Origin of the sequence: Vibrio olivae (assembly GCF_042428525.1) — a bacterium.
GTDB lineage: Bacteria > Pseudomonadota > Gammaproteobacteria > Enterobacterales > Vibrionaceae > Vibrio > Vibrio olivae.
In genome coordinates, this window is the sequence record NZ_JBHMEP010000032.1 from 1 (window position 1) to 3,244 (window position 3,244).

General features: G+C 37.9%; 4 protein-coding genes and 1 tRNA gene. 1 reads left to right on the plus strand and 4 read right to left on the minus strand.

What is annotated here, in order from left to right; genetic code table 11:
• Positions 1–735, minus strand: a 735-nt coding sequence (locus tag ACFFUV_RS23195; protein ID WP_390198248.1) for a hypothetical protein, incomplete at its 3' end; no start/stop codon positions are given.
• A 779-nt stretch (positions 736–1,514) separates the two neighbouring features.
• Here ACFFUV_RS23195 and ACFFUV_RS23200 point away from each other — a divergent pair.
• Positions 1,515–1,586: transfer RNA gene (locus tag ACFFUV_RS23200), tRNA-Cys, on the plus strand.
• Between the two features lie 69 nt (positions 1,587–1,655).
• Here the strand turns inward: ACFFUV_RS23200 and ACFFUV_RS23205 are convergent.
• From ACFFUV_RS23205 to ACFFUV_RS23215, 3 genes are all read right to left on the minus strand, one after another.
• Positions 1,656–2,108, minus strand: a complete 453-nt coding sequence (locus ACFFUV_RS23205; protein ID WP_390198250.1) for a LamG-like jellyroll fold domain-containing protein — start codon at positions 2,106–2,108, stop codon at positions 1,656–1,658.
• A 199-nt stretch (positions 2,109–2,307) separates the two neighbouring features.
• Entirely contained in the window at positions 2,308–2,811 is a 504-nt protein-coding gene (locus tag ACFFUV_RS23210) for a hypothetical protein (protein ID WP_390198253.1), read from the minus strand.
• A partial coding sequence (locus ACFFUV_RS23215; RefSeq protein WP_390198255.1) for a hypothetical protein occupies positions 2,786–3,244 on the minus strand: 459 nt, incomplete at its 5' end. The genes ACFFUV_RS23215 and ACFFUV_RS23210, both read right to left, overlap by 26 nt.

Genomic DNA, 3,244 nt, shown 5'->3' on the forward strand with positions numbered 1-3,244 from the left:
GGACGAGGTTTTAACTTCCTTAAACCCCTCGTGAATCAAATGACTATTGAATATACTGAAAAGAACTTTATCATTCCTACCGTCAAACCTTTTACCATTGTTTTTAAGACTACCATCAGAGTCAATCATCTTCCTTATCTTACTCGCAGATCTGGTATTTATGATATTCACCATAATCATAACTTTGTAGTCAACAGCGGCTCTTCTAGCTTTATTAGCCCTCCCCTTTGAACTTACAGGTGCATTGTCCTCGCCGCCAATATACCTGAACTTAGCCTTGCCTACAAAGCATGATGGATAAACCCTGCGAATATTCCACTTATAATTATAATCACCGATTGATCTCATGATCGACAACTCGCTATCAACTACCATCGATATCATCTTATAAGCCTTCTCAAAACACTTAAACGATCCTACATACTCATAGATAAACCGGTACGTCATACCTAGCTTAAAATCTTTATCAGATATCCTATTAAACACTATAGCTCTATCAAAGTTGATGATAATAGCCATAATAATCTTAAGCCTAAAGTAGGGAGGTATATAAATATCATCAGGACTGATGTTCCTAGGATTAGCCGTGGTATAATCAGCGCCAGCGAAAGTATCTCTACGTTTCTTGAAATTACGCGGATATATAGGCTGACCTTTAGATAGCTTAATGCAAGTACGCCCCTCATCTACCTGCTTCTTCTCAGCCTCGGTATACACCGGAAATTCCTTTATCATAGAAGAACATTTCCTTATATAATTCAAGTCGAAATTCATATTGTTCATATTTTGTCCACTTCAAATATAAGCAAAATATAAGACCTTTAAAAGAATAAGATGAATTAATTTTCCCATATATCACCATTATTATTTCATTAATAACATAACTTGCTGAAACACAGTTGTCCATTTTGTGACATGTGTAATAAGAAGCTTCGCCTCTTTCTGAAGCAAATCTCATTATAAAGCATTCCTTTATTTAATTCTTACCAATTTCTAATTAATAACCCTATTAATGAAATGATGTTAGCTAACGCCTTTTATTATCTAAAGTAGACATCCAAAAAACATTAATTTAAAAATGAGTAGTATGTTGGCAGATAAAGATCTTAATAATCCCACTCAAGACTCTTTATGATTGTATTATTGAGATATTTACTATATCCTTACATTCGATCTTATTTGGCAGATGACTACTATCTTTAAACATAATGATCCTATATGTTTACTTCTTTTCTGCGCTAAAGCGTGAAGTGCCAAAGGGAATCGGCAGGGTGGGTCGTGAGTCGCTCCGCTCCTGGCCGGCCATGGAGGGCAACCACCAGCCCCACGCTATGACGCCGCCACCTTGTTCATTGGCTTCCAACAAGAGTCACCTAAAAACAATACTTGTCTATACAATTATCTCTACGATTCCAGAAGTTAAATAAGAACTATTTGGCTTTAAGGGAAGTTGTTAGTTAAAAAGATGGTCAATTAAGTCATCCGGTCAAATAAAATCTTTATATTCGCGTCACGGTCGGTTGGATGAGTGGTTTAGTCAGTGGTCTGCAAAACCATATACCCCGGTTCGAATCCGGGACTGACCTCATTTTGGTTTTGGTTGGTACGTGGGTAAGGATGAATGGCAAGGGATTATGGTAGATCATAATCCCTTTTCATTTAGGAGGATCAAAATTAGACGTCCATCTAGCTACATCACTTATCCTAAAATTATCTATTACAAAAGACGCCCTATTACTACCATCCCTTTGTCTATTAAAATCTATATTACTATATCTCAATGAAATATTAGAGCATGGGAATGAAACAGACCGTTTGCCATCGACAAAACCATATAATGTACGATTAACCCTAACCATAGCTATATGATACCACCTACCAATAATAGCATCAGATGCTTTATCTCCATACGCTCCTCTTTGAGTAGCAAAAAACAAACCTAAATCATCAGCATAACTAGCTATACCAAAATAAAAAATACCATTATACCATTCATGGCCAACAGAACAAGCGTTAACAACGACTAATGGTTTATACCAAAAATCAATGGTAAATGGATCTCCATCACCAAATAGATCAGGTGACAATGTACTAGATGTATTAATCATCCCATAAGAATTAGACGTATTTGTGTATTTATATCCAGTTCTTATAGAATCGGTAACAAACTCTCCTCCCTTGATCTCTAAACCATCCTCGATATTAGGGGGGGGTATCCATCAACCTTAAAATCATTGTCAAATCTCATCAAGAATCTTGTGTGTTGATCAACAAGACCATCACTTCCATTATTCAACATTCTTCTTCTCATAAAACCTTTATCTTTTTCAATATATACACCAATACCAACAATATCATCAAGATACCAGCTACTATCCACACTATAGGCCATCTTGATTCCTTCTTATCATCTACGTCCTTGGATTTGATATTTGTCTTATTATCCAGATCCTTTATATCATTCCTTGTCTTATTAACTCCAAGGGAATCGGCTGTCACCGTGCTGTCCCGCCGGCCAATGACGATATGGGTATCTGTCTGCGAGGACACCGGCCGTTCCCCCGTGGCAGGATCAACATCCTTGTCCGTATCGAACTTCCTCTCAGTTATAACGATATCGGCATTAAGATCAGATGTCTTTATCTCCACCACCTTACGGTCTATAACCTCATCTATCATCGTCTCTATCCTGCTGATCAACCGGCTATCAATAGACGTTTCGCTAACCTGCCTCCTGCTTCCGCAAGAGGACAGGAATAGCGACAGACCTAAACAAACAATCGCCCTAAGACTTATCCTTAACCTCATCATCAGCAATCTTCTTTATATCGTCAAACGTCTCGTCAGGTATGTTCTTGGAAAAACTAAACATCTTGAATACGTTTATCCTCTTAAACACGGCCTTGAATACCTTAACCAAATAAGCGTCAGCGAAAGTATCCCCTATGGTATTCAAGAAAAGCATGACATATCCCACAAGGGCTATATACACACCATATTTGGTTACGGTAAGTATCATACTAGCCTCCTCCTCGATCGGGTATAGCGTCTTATATATAACACATAATGTCATTACTATAAAACAAGACAAAGCGAACTCCTTAAGAATATCAGTTAACCTGACCTCCCTAAGCCATCTCTTAAAACTAAACCGTCTTCTACGGCTTCGTCGGAGCTTCCAACCCCTTACGCTTTGCGCTAACCTGGCCAAGAAATTCGCTATTAATACTATAAGTAATACGGT

Bases quoted from the DNA above. Each gene is read 5' to 3' on its own strand.
- ACFFUV_RS23205 (WP_390198250.1), bottom strand. From the start codon at position 2,108: ATGATTAATACATCTAGTACATTGTCACCTGATCTATTTGGTGATGGA.
- ACFFUV_RS23210 (WP_390198253.1), bottom strand. From the start codon at position 2,811: ATGATGAGGTTAAGGATAAGTCTTAGGGCGATTGTTTGTTTAGGTCTG.